Source organism: Paenactinomyces guangxiensis, assembly GCF_016055185.1.
Classification (GTDB): Bacteria; Bacillota; Bacilli; order Thermoactinomycetales; family Thermoactinomycetaceae; genus Paenactinomyces; species Paenactinomyces guangxiensis.
Map to the genome: position 1 here is coordinate 1 of NZ_JAECVR010000014.1, position 19,809 is coordinate 19,809.

General features: G+C 48.1%; 18 protein-coding genes, 1 rRNA gene and 1 riboswitch. All 19 genes read left to right on the top strand.

The features are described 5' to 3' along the window. A 5S ribosomal RNA gene (gene rrf / locus I8U27_RS13165) occupies window positions 1-96 on the top strand; the annotation flags it as partial. A 1,014-nt stretch (window positions 97-1,110) separates the two neighbouring features. Continuing rightward, complete coding sequence (gene rbsK / locus I8U27_RS13170; protein WP_181752997.1) at window positions 1,111-2,049, top strand: ribokinase; 939 nt, start codon at window positions 1,111-1,113, stop codon at window positions 2,047-2,049. Further along, entirely contained in the window at window positions 2,046-2,441 is a 396-nt protein-coding gene (rbsD, locus tag I8U27_RS13175; RefSeq protein ID WP_181752995.1) for a D-ribose pyranase, read from the top strand. Before rbsK ends, rbsD begins: the two co-directional genes overlap by 4 nt. Before the next feature lie 18 nt (window positions 2,442-2,459). Then, window positions 2,460-3,965 (top strand): sugar ABC transporter ATP-binding protein, encoded by a 1,506-nt coding sequence (locus tag I8U27_RS13180; RefSeq protein WP_181752993.1) that lies wholly within the window; start codon window positions 2,460-2,462, stop codon window positions 3,963-3,965. Beyond that, window positions 3,955-4,902: an ABC transporter permease subunit gene (locus I8U27_RS13185; protein WP_181752990.1), complete on the top strand. Its 948-nt coding sequence runs from the start codon at window positions 3,955-3,957 to the stop codon at window positions 4,900-4,902. The genes I8U27_RS13180 and I8U27_RS13185 overlap by 11 nt, the downstream gene beginning before the upstream one ends. Window positions 4,903-4,966: 64 nt before the next feature. Next, window positions 4,967-5,890 (top strand): ribose ABC transporter substrate-binding protein RbsB, encoded by a 924-nt coding sequence (gene rbsB / locus I8U27_RS13190; protein WP_181752988.1) that lies wholly within the window; start codon window positions 4,967-4,969, stop codon window positions 5,888-5,890. A gap of 201 nt (window positions 5,891-6,091) precedes the next feature. After that, window positions 6,092-6,193, top strand: a riboswitch (purine riboswitch). Between the two features lie 124 nt (window positions 6,194-6,317). Then, window positions 6,318-6,806, top strand: a complete 489-nt coding sequence (purE, locus tag I8U27_RS13195; protein ID WP_181752986.1) for a 5-(carboxyamino)imidazole ribonucleotide mutase — start codon at window positions 6,318-6,320, stop codon at window positions 6,804-6,806. Further along, window positions 6,803-8,014, top strand: a complete 1,212-nt coding sequence (gene purK, locus I8U27_RS13200; protein ID WP_181752985.1) for a 5-(carboxyamino)imidazole ribonucleotide synthase — start codon at window positions 6,803-6,805, stop codon at window positions 8,012-8,014. The genes purE and purK overlap by 4 nt, the downstream gene beginning before the upstream one ends. Beyond that, window positions 8,011-9,306, top strand: a complete 1,296-nt coding sequence (gene purB, locus I8U27_RS13205) for an adenylosuccinate lyase (RefSeq protein WP_181752983.1) — start codon at window positions 8,011-8,013, stop codon at window positions 9,304-9,306. Before purK ends, purB begins: the two co-directional genes overlap by 4 nt. Before the next feature lie 202 nt (window positions 9,307-9,508). Further along, entirely contained in the window at window positions 9,509-10,228 is a 720-nt protein-coding gene (purC, locus tag I8U27_RS13210; protein ID WP_181752981.1) for a phosphoribosylaminoimidazolesuccinocarboxamide synthase, read from the top strand. Beyond that, window positions 10,221-10,472 (top strand): phosphoribosylformylglycinamidine synthase subunit PurS, encoded by a 252-nt coding sequence (gene purS, locus I8U27_RS13215; protein ID WP_181752979.1) that lies wholly within the window; start codon window positions 10,221-10,223, stop codon window positions 10,470-10,472. Before purC ends, purS begins: the two co-directional genes overlap by 8 nt. Continuing rightward, window positions 10,472-11,155, top strand: a complete 684-nt coding sequence (gene purQ / locus I8U27_RS13220; RefSeq protein WP_181752977.1) for a phosphoribosylformylglycinamidine synthase subunit PurQ — start codon at window positions 10,472-10,474, stop codon at window positions 11,153-11,155. The genes purS and purQ overlap by 1 nt, the downstream gene beginning before the upstream one ends. Continuing rightward, window positions 11,145-13,427 carry a phosphoribosylformylglycinamidine synthase subunit PurL gene (purL, locus tag I8U27_RS13225; RefSeq protein ID WP_309506159.1) on the top strand — a complete coding sequence of 761 codons (2,283 nt, stop codon included), beginning with the start codon at window positions 11,145-11,147 and terminating at the stop codon, window positions 13,425-13,427. The genes purQ and purL overlap by 11 nt, the downstream gene beginning before the upstream one ends. Beyond that, entirely contained in the window at window positions 13,391-14,812 is a 1,422-nt protein-coding gene (gene purF / locus I8U27_RS13230; protein WP_181752975.1) for an amidophosphoribosyltransferase, read from the top strand. Before purL ends, purF begins: the two co-directional genes overlap by 37 nt. Continuing rightward, complete coding sequence (gene purM, locus I8U27_RS13235) at window positions 14,809-15,846, top strand: phosphoribosylformylglycinamidine cyclo-ligase (protein ID WP_181752973.1); 1,038 nt, start codon at window positions 14,809-14,811, stop codon at window positions 15,844-15,846. The genes purF and purM overlap by 4 nt, the downstream gene beginning before the upstream one ends. Then, a complete protein-coding gene (gene purN / locus I8U27_RS13240; protein ID WP_181752971.1) occupies window positions 15,843-16,424 on the top strand; it encodes a phosphoribosylglycinamide formyltransferase in 582 nt (193 codons plus the stop codon). Before purM ends, purN begins: the two co-directional genes overlap by 4 nt. 94 nt (window positions 16,425-16,518) lie before the next feature. Further along, a complete protein-coding gene (gene purH / locus I8U27_RS13245; RefSeq protein ID WP_181752969.1) occupies window positions 16,519-18,066 on the top strand; it encodes a bifunctional phosphoribosylaminoimidazolecarboxamide formyltransferase/IMP cyclohydrolase in 1,548 nt (515 codons plus the stop codon). Between the two features lie 77 nt (window positions 18,067-18,143). Further along, window positions 18,144-18,422, top strand: a complete 279-nt coding sequence (locus tag I8U27_RS13250) for a hypothetical protein (protein WP_181752967.1) — start codon at window positions 18,144-18,146, stop codon at window positions 18,420-18,422. A 73-nt stretch (window positions 18,423-18,495) separates the two neighbouring features. Beyond that, the gene (purD, locus tag I8U27_RS13255; protein WP_181752965.1) at window positions 18,496-19,758 is read left to right on the top strand and encodes a phosphoribosylamine--glycine ligase; all 1,263 of its coding nucleotides are present in this window, start codon (window positions 18,496-18,498) and stop codon (window positions 19,756-19,758) included. The last annotated feature ends 51 nt before the right edge of the window (window positions 19,759-19,809 follow it).

Here is a 19,809-nt window from a genome sequence, read left to right on the forward strand (position 1 = left end):
GATCCACTCGTTCCCATCCCGAACACGACCGTTAAGCCCTCCAGCGCCGATGGTACTTGGGGCGAAGGCCCCCGGGAGAGTAGGACGTTGCCAGGCAGTCACAAGGGCTAACCCATGCGGGTTAGCTCTTTTTTTCATATCTAAAGATAAAAATAGGTGATGGGTACATGATCATAGAACTTACTTCAATTTGAATGAAACAACGATCCTTAATATATTTTTTATAGCGAGTGATCGGTTTTTAGAAAACAGATATTTGTAAACGGTCCCGTCAATTGTGAGATGAAAACGTGCCATGCCCGGTAACCGCTTATAAGGATGCCCGGGGCAAACGTTTACCTATAAAAAGAAAATGTAAGGAGCAACTTTAATTTCCCAAAAGTCAGCGATTTTGTTCCTCATATTAGATAAAATCCATCCCGCTTGACATGTAGCCCCTACGATCATGATTTTTTGCGAAACCATCACACCACAAAAGTTTCGCAATTGCCACAACAGCCTATCTTGCCTGCCACTCTATGTAAAATGAAATTCAATTGCTGAGAAAGGAGAATTTGTGATTGATTTTTTTGTGGAATTTTCAACTGCTGTTGACAAAAAGAGATATTGTCGAATTCATTCACTTTGGTGACTGTAGTCCCTGATCCTCTATAGTATGTGGAGAAGTGTAAGAGTGGTTAGAAAAGGTTTTTTATATTAGGATGAACAGCATAATAACATTCAACTAAAAAATTATTTAAATATGATTATTATTGACATTATTGATTACTCATATTAGCCTAAAATTGATATGATTATGAATAGATTCATAAGAGATTTATTTCTTAATGTGTAACCGGTTACTTAGTATCTTTAATTAAGTGTTTCACGAAAGGAAATAACCAAATACTGGTGTCATACTTATCATATCACGATCAAGTTTAATTATGTTTTATAGGGGGAATCATACACGATTCCCATCTGCCTTAGACTCCTCCAATTATAAGGGGTTAAGGAGACAAAAAGGCTGAAAACGCCCCGGAAATATATGTGATGAGTAGCAAATGCTAAGAAGTTAGGTTTCTGCAAAGAGGCTGTTTTGAATTAGTTTGCTGAAAAGGAGAATGGTCGATGGGCGCCAAATCTAAGATCGTGGTTGTTGGAAGCCTGAATATGGATGTAGTGGTCAAAGCAAAACGCCCCCCGCGGATGGGTGAAACTATTTTGGGAGACGAAGTCCACTTTGTACCTGGGGGAAAAGGAGCCAATCAGGCGGTGGCGGCTGCTAAGCTGGGATCGGAAGTAACGATGATTGGATCTGTGGGGCAAGATCCGTTTGGTCATTCACTTTTAAGGTCTTTGCAGGAACAGGGGATTCGCAGCCAAACGGTGAGAGTATTGCCGGGTGTACCAACAGGAGTGGCTTCCATTATCCTGGCACAGGAGGATAACTGTATCATTGTCGTATCAGGAGCTAATTCACATTGTCAGCCCGAACATGTGGCGGAATATCAAGAGTATATAAAAATGGCTGATGTCGTGTTGCTGCAACTGGAAATACCCCTGGATACGGTACAGTATGCCGCCCAACTGGCCAAAGAGCTTGGGAAAACAGTTATTCTCAATCCGGCTCCGGCACAAAACTTGCCTGATACGTTGCTTCGGAATGTGGATTATATTACGCCAAATCAGTCTGAACTAGAGCTTTTAACAGGTATATCTCCGGAAAAAGAAGGCCTGGAGGCCGGCATGAACCAATTGCTGAAGCGTGGTGTCAGACATGTCATCACAACGTTGGGCAGAGAAGGAGCGGCAGTATTGTCATCAGGGGAGCCTTTGGTGAGGGTTGCAGGATATCGAGTGCCGGTGGTGGACACGACCGGGGCTGGTGATGCTTTTAATGCAGGTCTCGCTTGTGCGCTGGCCGAACAAAAAAGAGTCAAGGCTGCCATTGATTTTGCGGGAAAAGTGGCTGCGCTGGCAGTGACCAAGCTGGGCGCACAACCCGGGATGCCGACCCGTGCAGAGGTAAACTGTACCTTTTTTGAACGAGGAGCAGATGCTACATGAAAAAAAACGGAATTTTAAACAGCAGAATCTCCGGAGTGGTAAGCGAACTGGGCCATACGGACCAAATTATTATCTGTGATTCCGGGCTGCCCATACCATACGGGGTTGAACGGATTGATTTAGCATTAAAGCGCGGAGTACCTTCATTTATTGAAACTCTGGAAACAGTATTAACCGAGATGCAGGTGGAAAAAGCTTATATAGCCCGGGAGCTGGCAGTCAAAAGCCCGGAGATGCATGCCAAGTTGAAAATCACTTTGCACCAGGCAGAGATCATTACCATTTCTCATGAACAATTAAAGGAAAGGTCAAACAATGTGAAAGCGATTATCCGCACCGGGGAATGCACTCCCTATGCAAATGTGGTTCTGCAAGCCGGAGTGATCTTTTAAAGGGAAGGGAAATCCATCATGACACTTCTGCTAGACATGAAAGGAATCAATAAATCTTTTAACGGGGTTCAAGTGCTGAAAAACATTGAACTAACCCTTCATTCAGGTGAAGTTCTTGCATTGCTGGGGGAAAATGGAGCAGGAAAATCAACATTGATGAAGATTTTGGGTGGTGTCTATCCAAAGGACAGCGGCCAAATCATGATCTCGCAAGAAGAACAGGAAATTCGGTCACCGCGGGATGCTTCGCGGTTAGGCATTGCCATGATCCATCAAGAATTAAATTTGATTCCCAACTTAACTGTGATGGAGAACATCTTTCTCGGCCGCGAATTTACATATAACAAATGGAAATGGCTGAACTGGAAGATGATGCGGAAGGAGACGGAGCGGTTACTATCCCGATTGGGTGTGAGGATTGATCCGGCGGCTAAAATAGAAAATCTTTCCGTTGGGCAACAACAGATGATAGAAATTGCCAAGGCTCTTTCTATCCGGGCGAAGATTTTGGTATTGGATGAACCTACTGCGGCACTGACTGATCGCGAGACAAAAACATTGTTTCAAGTGATTCAATCACTCAAACAAGAAGGTGTGGGAATGATCTATATTTCTCATCGCCTGGAGGAAATTTTTCAAATTTGTGACCGGATCACAGTATTACGGGACGGTAGCACTGTTGCTACACGGGAAACGAACCGGACAGATATGGAAGAATTGATTCGCTTGATGGTGGGACGGGAACTTGAAGAACGTTTTCCGGAAAAAAAGGCAGACTTTGGTTCTGAACGGTTACGGGTTGAGGGAGTGTCGCGAAAGGGAAAGGTAAGGGACATTAGCTTTGCGATTCACAGCGGGGAGATTGTCGGAATTGCAGGTTTGATGGGGTCAGGCAGGACGGAGGTCGCCCGCCTGTTATTCGGAGCAGATCGGATGGACAGGGGCAAAATTTATATTGACGGTGAAAAGGTCCGCTTGAAGCATCCTGGTGATGCAATTCAAAAAGGGATTGCCTATGTAACTGAAGATCGTAAAAAAGAGGGACTGGTCTTATCTCTGTCAGTGAGAAAAAATCTATCCCTTCCCAGCTTATCTAACCTCTCGTCCTTTGGCTGGATACAAAAAAAGAAAGAAAAACATCTTACTTATTCCTTAATCAACCAATTATCCATTCGTTCCAATGTTGATGATCAGGAAGTGCGCTTCCTGAGCGGGGGGAATCAGCAAAAAGTTGTAATTGGAAAATGGCTGGCCACCTCTCCGAAGATCTTGATCATGGATGAGCCCACGCGGGGGGTTGATATTGGCGCGAAACAGGAGATCTACCAATTAATGAATCGGTTTGCCGAACAGGGTTTAGCTGTTTTGCTTATCTCGTCCGATATGGAGGAAGTATTGGGGATGAGCGATCGGATTCTTGTTATGCATGAAGGCCGAATCAGTGGTGAATTTACCAGGGAAGAGGCAAACCAGGAAAAAGTAATGGCAGCAGCATCCGGAGGTGGAAAGAATCATGCAGTCTAATTTAGCGACGACGACAAGATTTAAAATCAGCATGGTGCAAAAGATTGGTCCCTTTGTGGGATTGTTGTTGATCATTTTTGTCCTGTCCGTGATCAGTCCAGACTTCCTTACCGTTCATAACATCTTTAACGTGTTGCGGCAGATCTCGATCAATGCTCTTATCGCATTTGGAATGACTTTTGTCATTTTAACAGGGGGGATTGATTTATCGGTTGGTTCCATTCTGGCACTGTCCGGCGCTCTGTGCGCAGGGATGTTAAGCGGCGGGGCGGACCCGTGGCTGGCAGTATGCATTGCATGTATCGCAGGGACATTGATGGGTACAGTGAATGGTGTGTTTATCACAGAGGGAAAAGTAGCCCCGTTTATCGCTACTCTGGCAACCATGACGGTCTATCGCGGAATCACCCTGGTCTACACCGAAGGGAAACCCATTTCCTTTGATAATGAGCAATTTGCTTTGCTGGGTAAAGGCTATTTTTTGGAGATTCCAATCCCGGTTTTGTGGATGACCATCTCTTTTATTCTTTTGTTTCTGATTTTGAAAAATACAACCTTTGGCCGTCATGTATATGCGCTGGGGGGAAATGAAGTAGCCGCGGCACTCTCCGGTTTGCGCATTAAACGATTAAAAATTTATGTATACTCGATCAGCGGTTTGTTTGCGGCGATCAGCGGCATCATTCTGACCGCCAGGTTGAACTCTGCCCAGCCTACAGCCGGAACCAGTTATGAGCTAGATGCCATCGCAGCAGTTGTTTTGGGCGGAACCAGCCTGACAGGAGGGAAAGGATGGATTACCGGGACATTAATCGGTGCCATGATTATCGGCGTTTTAGATAATGGACTAAATTTATTAAATGTATCCTCTTTTTACCAGCTTGTTGTAAAAGGAGGCGTAATTTTGCTGGCAGTTTTAATTGATCGGAGAAATTAATGTAGCAAACATTTCAATTATTATATATTATTTTAAATAGAATACATACTAAGGAGGGTTTGCATTGAGAAAGTATTTAAGCTTGTTGCTCGTTTTGCTGTTAGGGATTTCCGTCTTAACCGCATGCTCTACAGAGTCCGGTTTGGAGGCGGAAAGTAAAAAAGCGGATAAGAGTGTGAAAATCGGCTTTTCCATTTCAACTCTTAACAATCCATTCTTTGTCAGTTTGAAAGAAGGAGCCGAAAAAGTCGCTAAACAAGAAGGAATAGAGCTGATCGTAACCGATGCTCAGGATGATACTGCCAAACAGGTCAGTGACGTGGAAGACTTGATTCAAAAAAATGTAGATATTATCTTAATCAATCCGACCGATGGAAAAGCAGTTGTGACTGCCGTTGAATCAGCCAACAAAGCAAAAATTCCTGTGATCACTGTGGACCGTGAGGCTGAAGGCGGGGAGGTGTTATCCCATATTGCTTCGGATAATGTATCCGGAGGAAAGATGGCCGGGGAATTTATCTTGAATCAAATAGGAAATAAAGGAAAGCTGGTTGAATTGCAAGGAATCCCTGGAACCTCTGCCGCCCGGGACCGGGGGAAAGGTTTCCATCTGGCGGTGGACGGCGAGGATGGTGTTGAAGTCGTTGCCAGCCAACCTGCTGACTTTGCACGTGATAAGGGACTCACCGTAATGGAAAACATCCTGCAAAGCCAGCCGGATATCCAGGCTGTTTTTGCTCACAATGATGAAATGGCACTAGGGGCATTGAAAGCGATCCAGGAAGCGAAGAAACAGATTCTGGTTGTCGGCTTTGATGCTACCGATGATGCGATGGCAGCAGTAAAAAAAGGAGAATTGGGAGCCACGATCGCACAAAAACCTGGCAAAATGGGCGAAATAGCAGTAAGTACAGCGATCCAGGCGGCACAAGGAAACAAGGTGGAGAAGTTTCATCCGGTTGAATTGGAATTAATAAAGAAACAATAAGAGAAATTCTCTTTTTGGATGGAAATATGGACAAAATCATTTACATATAGAGCCCAGCGAATAAAACGTGAGTTTGTCGCTGGGCTTTTTCTTTTAGCAAAGATTTAATAAAAAACGATTCAAAAAAACGAACACTAACAGTCATGTTCCGATTAAATGTTCGTTTTTATGTTTGACTTCGTACATCTTCCTTGTTAAACTGAAACTGAAATGGATCTTTCTCATATATGCTTAGAAATACGGTCTAAGCGTTTCTACCAGGAAACCGTAAATTTCCCGTCTATGAGAAAAATCCCATTTAGGTGCGACTTTTAGGCCTGGATGGTAGATTTTTCCTCCTATGCTGGATTGGGAATCTGCTGTTTGGGCTTTTTTCTGTGTATGACGGCTCTTAAATGACGAATACTGGATGAGGGGTTTTTGAGTCATGAATCAGCCAAAAATCGGAATCATTATGGGGAGCACATCTGACTGGTCAACCATGAAAAAAGCTTGTGAAGTGTTGGACGAGCTGGGAATTGACTATGAAGCAAAAGTGGTCTCGGCCCACCGAACCCCGGATGAAATGTTTCGCTACGCGGAGGAAGTGGAGGGACGAGGCATCAAGGTGATTATTGCCGGGGCAGGGGGAGCTGCCCATTTGCCGGGCATAGTAGCAGCCAAAACGGTCTGTCCGGTCATCGGAGTGCCCATTCAATCATCTGCATTGAACGGCTTAGACTCTTTGTTGTCCATCGTGCAGATGCCGGGGGGAGTTCCCGTTGCCACCGTTGCGATCGGTGATGCCGGTGCTGTCAATGCGGGGCTGCTGGCGGCTGAAATTCTGGCCATTCAAGAAGCAGAAATCAAGAAACGTCTCAACATCCGCCGGGAAGAGATTCGCCGGCGAGTGATAAAGGAAAGTGAGCTTTCATGAGAGAGAAACAAAAGATCCTTCTGCCGGGGCAAACGATTGGTATTCTCGGAGGCGGACAGTTGGGAAGAATGGTTATTCTGGAAGGGCGCAAGATGGGATATCGTTTTGTCACTCTGGATCCGGCCGTCGATTGTCCGGGCGGTCAGGTGGCGGATGAGCATATTGTGGGAGCATATGACGATCTTCTGGCCGTGGAACGGCTGGCAGAGCTGTCTGATGTGATCATCTATGAATTTGAAAACCTGGATCCGGAGTTGGTCCGGCGTCTGGAACAGAAAAAACGGGTTCCACAGGGCAGCCGGCTGCTGGAGATCTGCCGCCATCGCCTGAAGGAAAAAAGAACACTGGAACATGCGGGAGCTCCTGTTGCCCGGTACACAGCAGTGGAAACAAAGGACGATGTAATATCAGCCATCGGAGAAGTAGGTTTTCCTTCTGTTCTGAAAACAACCACAGGGGGTTATGACGGTAAAGGGCAATGGATGTTGAAATCCTCAGCGGATGTAAAACGCCTGCCGCCGGAGATGTTTACACAAGGACGTTCATACATTCTAGAACAATTTGTTCCGTTTAGCAAAGAATTATCTGTGGTTGTGGCAAGAAGCAGCACGGGGGAAACATCCGCTTTTCCGCCGGTTGTCAATCTCCATCGCCATCATATTTTACACATGTCGGTCGCACCCGCACCGGTTTCCGCGGAAATTGCCGCACAAGCGGAAAAACTGGCGATCAGGATCGCGGAACATTTACAAGTGGTCGGCTTGATTGCAGTAGAAATGTTTTTGCTTGAAAATGGGAATTTGCTGGTAAACGAGCTGGCTCCCAGACCTCATAATTCCGGGCATTATACTTATGATGCCTGTTATACTTCTCAGTTTGAGCAGTTGATCCGGGCCGTCCTCGGTATGCCGCTGGGCCCTTCTGATTCATTCTCTCCGGCGGTAATGGTGAACGTCCTGGGGGAACATACGGAAAGCTTTATGCGGGAAAGGCACTGTTTCCCCAGTGAAGTAAAAGTTCACTGGTACGGCAAAAAAGAGGTAAAAACGGCGCGGAAAATGGGGCATGTAACGATCGTAGCCGACACTGCCGAAAAAGCGTTAGAGATTGTCCGGGAGATTTCCATTTGGCCTCCTTTGACAGATCAAGAGGAAAATGTAATAAAAGCTGAAACAAGGAAACTTCAAGAAGTGGGGAGAAGCGAATGATTGAACGTTACTCGAGACCGGAGATGGCCGCAATTTGGACAGAGGAAAACAAATTTCGTGCCTGGTTGGAAGTGGAGATTTTAGCCTGTGAAGCGTGGGCAGAGTTAGGTGTTATTCCAAAAGAAGATGTAGACAAAATCAGGCAAAATGCCCAAATCAATGTGGAACGGATCCACGAAATTGAATTGGATACCCGCCACGACGTCGTTGCCTTTACCCGTGCAGTCGCTGAAACACTGGGAGCAGAGTCCAAATGGGTTCATTATGGTCTTACTTCAACTGATGTTGTGGATACTGCGCTGTCGTACCTGTTAAAACAAGCCAATGACATCTTGCTTAAAGATGTGGATCATCTCATTGAGGTACTCAAGGAAAAAGCGGAAGAACATAAATATACCGTTATGATGGGACGGACTCACGGAGTTCATGCCGAACCGACTACTTTTGGGTTGAAAATGGCCCTCTGGTACGCAGAAATGAAACGAAACCGTGAACGGCTGATCCGGGCTACGGAAACGGTACGTGTCGGGAAAATTTCCGGTGCGGTCGGAACCTATGCCAACATTGATCCTTTTGTTGAAAAATATGTCTGTGAAAAATTAGGCTTAGAGGCTGCTCCGATTTCCACGCAGACTTTACAACGCGACCGCCACGCTGAGTATATGGCTACGCTGGCCTTGATTGCCACCTCGTTAGATAAGTTTGCCACTGAAATCCGCGGTTTACAGAAGAGCGAAGTTCGGGAAGTGGAAGAGCCTTTCCGGAAAGGGCAAAAAGGCTCTTCGGCAATGCCGCATAAACGAAATCCGGTTGGCTGTGAGAATATCAGCGGATTAGCGCGTGTGCTTCGGGGCCATATGGTCTCCGCTTATGAAAACGTTCCTCTCTGGCACGAACGGGATATCTCCCACTCCTCCGTGGAACGGGTGATCCTCCCCGATGCCACTATTTTGCTCAACTATCTGTTGCGCCGCTTTGCCAATATCGTGAAAGAATGTACCGTTTTTCCGGATAACATGAAGCGAAATATGGAACGGACCTTTGGTCTTATCTATTCACAGCGAGTCCTCCTCAGCCTGATTAATAAAGGGTTGAAAAGAGAAGAGGCCTATGACCGTGTTCAAAAATTGGCGATGCAGGCCTGGGAAGAACAGCGGCCGTTTAAGCCTTTGGTAGAAGAAGATGAAGTGATCTCCCGTACTTTATCCCCGGAAGAAATCAACGATTGTTTCAACTATAACTATCACTTATCTCATGTGGACACGATTTTCAAACGTTTAGGCTTAAGCTGAGCGGAAGTCATTGATAACCGGATAAATCAGGGGCTAAAGGGGAGGTTCCCTTTGCCTCCTGCTTTGTCCGGCAGAAAACCTTCATGACTTGAAGACACAATCCTGGAATGAAAGTGTGAATCATCCCGGGGAAGCAGAATTCTGTCTTCCCTCCCTTAGTTACACACACTTTCACAGAAACAATGGGAAGGAGCCGGCAAAAGTGAAGGCTGGAGAAATGTTGTATGAAGGCAAGGCAAAGCAGCTGTTCCTAACTGAAGACCCAAATGTCGTCCGTGTCAAATACAAGGATTCGGCAACGGCTTTTAACGGGGAAAAGAGAGCCACCCTCGAAGGGAAAGGGGAATTGAACAATCGCATCAGCACCATTTTCTTTCAATATCTGAAAGACAACGGAATTCGCAATCATTTTATTGAACCTATTTCGCCGCTGGAGCAACTGGTGCGAAAAGTTGAGATCATTTCGTTGGAGGTGGTGGTTCGCAATATTGTGGCCGGAACGCTTTGCAAACGAATCGGCCTCTCAGAGGGAACAGCTCTCCCCCGGCCTGTTGTCGAGTTTTACTATAAAGACGACGCACTGGGTGATCCGTTGGTTAACCGGGATCATATTTCAGCCCTCAACCTGGCAACTCCGGATCAGGTGGCGCAAATGAGGGAGATCGCTCTAAAAGTAAATGAGTTGCTCAAAAAATTGCTGGCAGAATTACAGATCATTTTGGTCGACTTTAAGTTGGAGTTTGGGCTGGACGGGGAAGGAAAGTTGTTGCTGGCGGATGAGATTTCACCAGATACATGCCGGTTCTGGGACGCCGGAACGGGTGAGAAGCTGGATAAAGACCGGTTCCGCCGTGATTTAGGGCAAGTGGTGGAAGCTTATCAGGATATTTTGAATCGCCTGGGGGGAAAGAAACATGTTTAAAGCTACCATTTTTGTAACGTTGAGAGAAAGTGTGCTGGACCCACAAGGAGTTGCAGTTAAAGGATCTCTTCATTCTCTGGGTTATAACGGGGTGAAGGATGTCCGTATCGGCAAAAAGATGGAAGTGTTGCTTGATTGTTCAGAAAAGGCGGAAGCTGAAGCCCAGATCCGGGAGATTTGTGAAAAAGTACTGGCCAACCCGGTAATTGAAAACTTCACTTTTGAGTTGGAGGAGGTAGCTTAATGCGTTTTGCGGTTCCAGTGTTTCCGGGCTCTAACTGTGATCTGGATTGCCTGCACGCAGTTGAGGATGTTTTAGGTGAACCTGCTTCCCCTGTCTGGCATCATGAAGATGATCTCTCCATGTATGATGCAATTATTTTACCCGGCGGCTTTTCATATGGAGATTACCTGAGAACAGGGGTATTGGCCAGCTTCTCCCCGGTGATGGAAGGGGTGCGCAAAGCGGCAGAAGAAGGAAAGCTGGTTATCGGAATTTGCAACGGTTTCCAAATCCTTCTGGAAGCCGGACTTTTACCGGGGGCTATGATGCGTAACGATCATCTGAAATTCCGGTGTGACCTGCAAACTCTTCGCGTTGAAAATACCAACACTCCATTTACGAAGGAATACCAGCCCGGCGAGCTGATCCGGATCCCGATCGCCCATGTTGAAGGTAACTATTATTGTGATCCGTCCACTCTGGCGGAATTAGAGCGAAATAACCAAATTATTTTCCGTTATGAGGGCAGCAATCCAAACGGATCTGTGGACAATATTGCCGGAATTTGCAATCGGCATGGGAATGTTCTCGGCATGATGCCTCATCCGGAGCGGGCTATTTTTGACTGGATGGGGTCGGCAGACGGAACCCGGCTTTTTACGTCAATGCTTCAATACTGGAAGGAGAATTGCGGTGCAGCTTGAACAAACGGTAGTGAAAGGTCTGGCAAACGAACCGACTCCGGAGATCATTCGCGATCAAAAACTTTACCGGGAGACGGGGCTGACTTCGACTGAGTATGAGCAGGTGATTGGCCATTTGGGACGTTTACCCAATTGGACTGAAGTAGGCATCTACAGTGTGATGTGGTCAGAACACTGCAGTTATAAAAACTCCAAACCGCTCCTGCGCCGATTTCCTACTGACGGACCCAGGGTATTGCAGGGACCGGGAGAAGGTGCGGGTGTAATTGATATCGGTGATGATCAGGCCGTTGTGTTCAAGATCGAAAGCCATAACCACCCGTCGGCGGTGGAACCTTTTCAGGGAGCGGCAACAGGTGTTGGCGGAATCATCCGCGATGTATTTTCCATGGGCGCTCGGCCGGTTGCCCTGCTGAATTCCCTCCGCTTTGGAGATTTAAAATCTCCGCGCGTTAGATATTTGTTTGAACAAGTGGTAGCAGGAATTGCCCATTACGGAAACTGTATCGGAATCCCGACTGTTGGCGGAGAAGTTGTATTTGACTCCTCATATGAGGGGAATCCGCTGGTCAATGCCATGTGTATAGGGGTGCTCAACCATGATGAATTGCAAAAAGGGATTGCGACAGGTGTAGGAAATCCGGTGATCTATGTAGGTGCAAGCACAGGACGTGATGGCATTCACGGGGCCACCTTTGCTTCCGAAGAGCTGAATGACTCTTCCGAAGAAAAACGGCCGGCAGTACAAGTTGGCGACCCTTTTATGGAGAAGCTGCTGTTGGAAGCATGTATGGAGATGGTGAAGCAAGGCATTCTCATCGGAATTCAGGATATGGGTGCCGCCGGTCTCACCTGTTCCAGTGCCGAGATGGCTGCCAAAGGCGGGCAGGGATTAGATTTAAATCTCGATCTGGTACCGCAGCGTGAAGTCGGGATGACGCCGTATGAGATTATGCTGTCTGAATCCCAGGAACGGATGCTGCTCGTGGTCGAAAAAGGGCGCGAACAGGAAATTAAACAAATTTGTGATAAATGGGGCTTGCAATCTGCAGTAGTGGGCCGGGTAACCGAAGGCAACCGTTACCGCATATATCACCAGGGTGATCTGGTGGCAGATATTCCGGTCAACACTTTAGTTGATGATGCCCCTGTATATAACCGCGACGCCAGAGTGCCTGCTTACTATGAAGCATATAAAGATGTTCATCCAGAAGAACAACTCCGGGATCTCAATGCGGAAGAGGCATTGATCCGGGTTCTTTCTTCAGCCAATATGGGCAGTAAGCGCTGGGTTTATCAGCAATATGACCATATGGTCCGGACAAGCACTGCTGTTTGTCCCGGTTCTGATGCCGCTGTGGTGGTAATCCGTGGCACAGAAAAAGCACTGGCGATGAGTACTGATGGAAACGGGCGCTATGTTTATCTCGACCCGGAGCAAGGCGGGCGGATTGCCGTAGCAGAGTCAGCCCGAAATGTGGTTTGTTCCGGTGCTGAACCGCTGGGGATTACTGACTGTTTAAACTTCGGGAGTCCGGAGAAGCCGGAAGTTTACTGGCAGTTGTCCAAAGCGATTGACGGAATGGCCGAAGCCTGCCGGATGTTAAACACTCCCGTCGTCGGCGGAAATGTCAGCCTCTATAACGAAACCAAAGGGGTCCCGATTTACCCGACACCGGTCGTGGGAATGGTTGGTTTGATCGAAAAACGGGAGCATATCACAACTCAGGCATTTAAAAACACCGGAGATGTCATCCTGCTTCTGGGAGAAACATATGCAGAATTAGGCGGAAGTGAACTGCAACAGGCGGTCACCGGAAGCGTCAGCGGCCGTCCGCCCGTACTGGACCTGGAGAAAGAACGCACTCTGCAGCAAACTGTACTCAAAGCGATTCGCGCTGGGCTTATCTCATCAGCCCATGATTTATCGGAGGGTGGTTTGGCACTTGGATTGGCAGAGTCGTGCATCAGCGGCCAAAAAGGAGCAAAAGTAAAAGTGACAACCGGGCTAACCGCGCTTGCCCACCTGTTTAGTGAAAGCCAGTCCCGTATCATCTTAACCGTTGCCCCGGAGAATACAGACAAAGTAATCTCCTTAACAAAGGAAAATGGCGTTCCCTGCACTCTGATCGGTGAAGTCACTGATGAATTGAAACTGCATGTAGAGGTAAATGGCAAGCCGGCCATCAGCCAGTCGGTCAAAACGTTGACCAAACTGTGGGAGGAGGCCATCCCGTGTGCGATGAATCCATCCTCGACCTCGACGAACTAAATGAAGAGTGTGGTGTGTTTGGGATCTATGGCCATCCGGATGCTTCGCAATTCACTTATTACGGGCTTCATGCTCTTCAGCATCGCGGTCAGGAAAGTGCGGGAATTGTTTCCACGAATCGCGATAAATTTCATGTACATCGCGGAACCGGATTGGTCACGGAAGTGTTTGACAATGAACGGATCCGCAAATTGAAAGGCAATATTGCCATCGGCCACGTCCGCTACTCTACCGCCGGGGGAACCGGCATAGCCAACGCACAACCCCTTGTCTTTAACTTTGCCAAGGGGGAATTGGCGATTGCGACTAACGGGAATCTGGTCAACGCAAACCGACTGCGCAAAGAATTGGAGGAGACCGGCTCCATTTTTCAAACCACCACCGACACAGAAGTGATCGCACACCTGATCGCCCGTTCCCAGGCTCCTACCCTGGAAGAAGCGGTGAAAGAAGCACTCGGCCGGGTGGTTGGCGCTTATGCCCTGCTTATCTTGACCAACGACCAATTGATTGCAGCTGAGGACCCCCTCGGTTTAAGGCCATTCTCAATGGGGGTTCTGGGAGAGGCCCATGTCTTCTCTTCAGAAACATGCGCATTTGATATTATTGGTGCCGATTTTTGGCGCGAAGTAGAACCGGGTGAAATGATTATCATCGACCAAGACGGCCTGAGAACAAGCCGTTTTGCACCACGGGCGGAGGGTAAGATCTGTTCGTTTGAGTATGTTTATTTTGCCCGGCCTGACAGCAATATCGGCGGGATTAATGTTCACGCAGCCAGAAAACGCATGGGACGCGTGCTTGCGGAGGAGTCTCCTGTTGAAGCAGATGTAGTAACGGGTGTCCCTGATTCCAGCACCTCGGCAGCAATCGGGTTTGCGGAAGCCACTGGCATCCCGTATGAATTAGGACTGATAAAAAATCGTTATGTAGGCCGTACCTTTATTCAGCCGAGCCAGGAACTGCGGGAACAAGGAGTTAAAATGAAGCTGAGTGCCGTGCGCGGCGTAGTGGAAGGGAAGCGGGTCGTTATGGTAGATGACTCAATCGTCCGCGGAACAACGAGCCGTCGCATTGTCAATCTGTTGCGGGAAGCGGGGGCGACTGAAGTACATGTGCGCATCAGCTCGCCACCGGTTAAAAATCCTTGTTTCTATGGGATTGATACTCCTACCCGAGACCAGCTGGTTGCCTCCAGTATGACAGTTGCAGAGATTTGTGAGGAAATAGGAGCGGATTCGCTGTCCTTTATCAGCACGGAAGGAATGGTAGAAGCCATTAGCGGTGCTGCGGGAGGAACAAAGAGGGGGTACTGCCTGGCATGCTTTACCGGTCATTACCCGACAGCGATTGAAGATGAAATGGCGATAGGGGGAAAACGATGAGTGAAGCGTATAAGGCGGCTGGTGTAAATATCGATGCAGGGAATGAGACAGTTGAGCGCATCCGCGCACATGTAAGACGCACGGCCCGCCCTGAGGTGCTGGGGGATATTGGCGGCTTTGGCGGTCTGTTTGCCCTGAAGGATTATCAAAACCCGGTGCTGGTTTCTGCTACAGACGGAGTTGGTACCAAGCTGAAAGTGGCTTTTGCCCTTGATCGCCATGATACGATTGGCATCGATTGTGTCGCAATGTGCGTGAATGACATCGTGGTTCAAGGTGCCGAACCGCTCTTTTTCCTCGACTATCTTGCCACTGGCCAATTGTCTCCCATACAGGCGGAGGCAGTTGTGAAAGGGATTGCTGACGGCTGTGAACAGGCGGGATGCGCCCTGGTCGGCGGAGAAACAGCAGAAATGCCGGGCATGTATGCTGCCGGTGAATATGATGTCGCCGGGTTTTGTGTAGGTGTAGTGGAACGGGACCGCTTGTTAAACGGTGCCGGTATTGAACCTGGTGATGTATTAATCGGACTCGCTTCAAACGGGCTACACAGTAACGGATTTTCCCTGGCTCGCCGGGTGTTGCTGGACAGTCGAGAAGCTGATTTCTCTGAACAGGTTCCGGAAAGTGACCAAACCCTGGCAGAAGCGCTGCTTGCTCCTACACGTATCTATGTGCGTACGTTTCTGGAACTGATGAACCGTTTTACTGTCAAAGGCGGCGCCCACATCACCGGAGGCGGGCTGATTGAAAACGTTCCGCGGATGCTTCCCGAAGGATGCCGCGCGGAAGTAGATGCCACGGCCTGGGAAACACCGGCGATCTTTAAGTGGATCGCAAGGTTGGGAAATGTTTCAGCTGAAGATATGTTTCATACCTTTAATATGGGGATCGGAATGGTAATCGCCGTTCCCGCGGCACAGGCGAAAGATGTAGTAAAGGCAGCCGAGGAATTGGGGGAAAGGGCTACCGTGATCGGCAAAGTGATTGCCGGAGAGAAAGAGTTTTCCTGGGCAGGGGGATTGCAAGAGTGAGTATCGCTGTATTTGCTTCAGGAAACGGAAGTAACTTTCAGGTTCTGGCAGAGCGCTCCAGAAGCCAACAATGGCCAGAACCGGTTTCTTTACTCATCTGTGACAGGCCGGGAGCGAAAGTGCTGGAGCGGGCGGAACAACTGGATGTCCCCTCTGCCAGCTTTATTCCGAAACATTATTCCGGCAAAGCGGAGTATGAACAGGAGATACTTGAGCTATTGCTCCGGAAACAGATTAAGTGGATCGTTTTGGCCGGATACATGAGGCTGATCGGACCGACATTATTAACGGCGTACAGCGGGAGGATTGTCAATATACACCCGTCTTTGCTGCCGGCATTTCCGGGCAAAAATGCCATTAAGCAGGCATTTCATTATCCGGTCAAAGTATCCGGAGTTACGGTTCACTTTGTAGATGAAGGAATTGATACCGGACCGATCATTGCTCAAGTTCCGGTGCAGATTGATGAAACAGATACACTGGAATCGTTTGCGGCCAAAATTCACCGTGCCGAGCATCAACTTTATCCAAAAGTTGTGCGTGATTTGATCACCGGGAAAATCCGTACTCAGGAATGAAAGGTGTTTAACGCGGGGGAGACAGAATTCTGCCTTCCTCTCTCAGACACACACATTTGAACCAGAAGCACCCAATGAGCAAGGAGGAAAAGAGTTGAACCGTATTCGACGTGCCCTGATCAGCGTATCAGATAAAAATGGAATTGTGGAACTGGCACAAGAGCTGGCCCGACTGGATGTTGAAATTATTTCTACGGGTGGAACCTGCCGTCTGTTACAAGAAGCGGGAGTACCGGTAACCGGCATTACTGAAGTGACTCAGTTCCCGGAAATTATGGATGGCCGTGTCAAAACACTTCATCCCAAAGTTCATGGTGGGCTTCTCGCTATCCGTGATAAGGAAACCCATCAGAAGCAGATGAAACAAAATGGGATAGAAGCCATCGATCTGGTGGTTGTCAATTTGTATCCGTTCCAGCAGACTATTGCCAAACCGGATCACACTTATGAGCAAGCAATCGAAAATATAGATATCGGTGGTCCCTCCATGGTTCGCTCTGCTGCGAAAAATCACCGCTTTGTTACAGTGGTTGTAGACCCTGCTGATTATTCCGCAGTCATTGAACAGATCAAGACGAGCGGAGCTACCGATGAATCCACGAGAAGGCGTTTAGCGGCTAAAGCGTTCAGCCATACCGCAGCCTATGATGCCCTAATCTCCGGTTATCTCAATCAGCAAACGGGTCAACTCTTCCCTGATCAGCTGACGGTCACCTTTAACAAACAACAAACTTTGCGTTACGGTGAAAACCCTCACCAACGGGCAGCTTTCTACCGCCAGCCCCTCACAGAACCCGGTCAGATCGCCTCAGCGGAACAACTGCATGGAAAAGAATTGTCTTATAACAATATCAATGATGCCAACGCTGCTCTGGAATTGGCGGCAGAATTTGACGAACCGGTTGTCGTTGCAGTTAAGCATATGAATCCGTGCGGAGTGGGAATCGGCCAAACGGTTGAGGAAGCATTCCAGAAAGCTTATGAAGCTGATCCGGTATCCATCTTTGGGGGAATTATTGCCACCAACCAACCGGTTAATGCCGCAACGGCAGAGAAGATGAAAGAGATTTTCCTGGAAATTATCATCGCCCCCTCATTTGAGGAAGAAGCTCTTTCAATCCTCAAAACAAAGAAAAATCTGCGTCTGTTACAGCTAGGGGATGTATTTGGAACCCGGACGAAACCGTCGCTCAAGCTGCAAACCGTCGGCGAAGGTGTATTAGTACAGGAATCGGATATCACCTCTCTGCAGCCGGATGATTGCAAAGTGGTAACAGAGCGGGAACCAAATGAGGAAGAGTGGACACAGCTTTTGTTCGCATGGAAAGTGGTTAAGCACGTTAAATCAAATGCAATTGTACTGGCGAAAGACTCCCGTACTCTGGGAGTAGGAGCCGGACAGATGAATCGCGTTGGTTCTGCTGCAATTGCAATTGAACAAGCAGGTGAAAACTCCCGCGGCGCAGTGATGGCTTCTGATGCCTTTTTTCCTATGAAAGATACAGTGGAAAAAGCGGCGGCCGCAGGAGTTACGGCGATTATTCAGCCCGGGGGCTCCATCAGGGACCAGGAGTCGATCGATGAAGCCAACAAACACGGGATTGCCATGGTGTTTACGGGGATTCGTCATTTTAAACACTGACGGCAATGTTAGACACCGAACGTATCGGGGATGGCTCCTTCTGCGTATACTAAGAAAAAAAGCGAGGGAGGGTCCCCATGCGCCTTTTAGGATGGTCGGTCATTTGGATTGCCACGGCCATATTAATCACGGGATTGATTTCTTATATCTCAGCAGATCTGAACGTACTTGTATGGCAGGCTCATCTTCGTGTGGCAGGGGGTATCTTTTTTATGATTGCCCTCATTGTCGGAGGAGTTCTAACGACTGATTCTGCATACCGCAATCGCAAGCGGGATTTTTACAGAGAAGACTGGTCTTTTATTTGCATTTTGGTCACAGTCACTTTATTTGGCATCAGTTTTATCCTTTCGTAAACCATCGTCCGGTGCTGGCTGGGCGATGTCCTTTAAATAGACAAGCCCGGTACTCAGGGGGAGGGGACATGTTTTGCGTATTTTAGTTATTGGGAATGGTGGACGTGAGCATGCGCTCGTGTGGAAGTTGGCTCAGAGTGAGAAAGTAACCAAAATTTATTGTGTTCCCGGGAATGGCGGGATCGAGTCATTAGCTGCCTGTGTATCCCTGTCAGTGACAGACCTTGATGGACTTGTTCGCTTCGCCAAAGAAGCCGGAATCGATCTGACAGTGGTGGGGCCGGAAGTTCCTTTGCTTGAAGGCATTGTGGATCGCTTTGAAGCAGAAGGGCTTAGAATTTTTGGACCTCGCAAAGCAGCGGCGCAGATTGAAGGCAGCAAACGATTCGCGAAAGAACTGATGGTTCAATATGGAATCCCAACGGCGCGGTTTCGCTCCTTTACTGATGCTGAACAAGCGAAAAAATACGTACGTGAACAAGGGGCACCTATCGTTGTTAAAGCGGATGGTTTGGCAGCCGGGAAAGGGGTTGTTGTCGCTCACAGTGTTGAACAAGCGGAACAAGCGATTGCGCAAGCGATGGAGAAGCAGGTTTTTGGGGATGCGGGAAAAGAAGTGGTGATCGAAGAGTTTTTAAACGGACAGGAGATCTCCTTAATGGCTTTTCTCGACGGGAAAACCTTACAGCCCATGGTTGCTGCCCAGGATCATAAACCGGTCTATGATCATGATCAAGGCCCCAACACAGGGGGAATGGGTGCTTGCTCACCCGTGCCCCAAATTCCGCAACACGTGATTGATCAGGCGATTCAAACGATTCTCCTGCCGACGGCGGAAGCATTTCGAGAAGAAGGAATTGAATATCGCGGGGTTCTGTATGCCGGACTGATGGTTACTCCGGAGGGGCCGAAAGTGATTGAGTTTAACGCCCGCTTCGGAGATCCGGAAACACAAGTGGTCCTTCCCCGCTTGAAAACGGATCTGATAGACATCCTGCTCTCCGTGATTGGGGGGCGACTCGCAGATCAAAAGATTGAATGGAACGAGGAAGCAGCGGTCTGTGTTGTAATGGCTGCCGGAGGATATCCGGGCTCTTACGAAAAAGGGAAGGTTATTGTTGGGTTGCCCCGCGATACAAGAGATCAAGTTGTTTTTCATGCCGGGACGAAAAAGGCTGACGGACAAATCACCACAGCAGGTGGCCGGGTTCTCGGTGTCACGGCGCTGGGCTCCGGCATTGCCGAAGCAAGAGAAAAAGCATATCAATTAGTTCAACAAATTTCATTTGCTCAGGCACATTACCGTACTGATATTGCAGCTAAAGCATTAAAGTAATCCCATAACAGATAAAAAAGCGACACCTTACTATTTCCATAGTAAAGTGTC